This is a genomic window from Cohnella baijiui (assembly GCF_020731285.1).
Taxonomy (GTDB): Bacteria; Bacillota; Bacilli; order Paenibacillales; family Paenibacillaceae; genus Cohnella.
In genome coordinates this window covers 1-250 of sequence record NZ_JAJFOW010000304.1, presented here as the reverse complement: position 1 = coordinate 250, position 250 = coordinate 1, and the positions used below count along the sequence as shown (strand labels likewise).

Below are 250 nucleotides of genomic sequence, written 5' to 3'. Positions count from 1 at the left end.
ACATTAAGCGACCGTTCACAAAAAACATCATAATGCCGGCTGCAAGCGCAAGCCAAAACGATACCGTCACCGCACACAGCGTAACAAGAAGCGATGTAAACATGACCAGATAATTACGCCCTTCAAATGCCTGGGCAATCCCTTCAATGTACGCCACACCGCGGGGTACCAGCTCCATGCTATCAAGTTGCTGCAGCGTATTGCGTTCCATATTTCTCACATCACGAAACTGCTGTGCCGCCAAGCCAAG

1 protein-coding gene is annotated in these 250 nt (G+C 50.0%); it reads right to left on the bottom strand.

Translation table 11 applies throughout. From position 1 onward, the window contains the following. Positions 1-250, bottom strand: a 250-nt coding sequence (locus tag LKX83_RS32740; RefSeq protein ID WP_227887454.1) for a YIEGIA domain-containing protein, incomplete at both ends; no start/stop codon positions are given.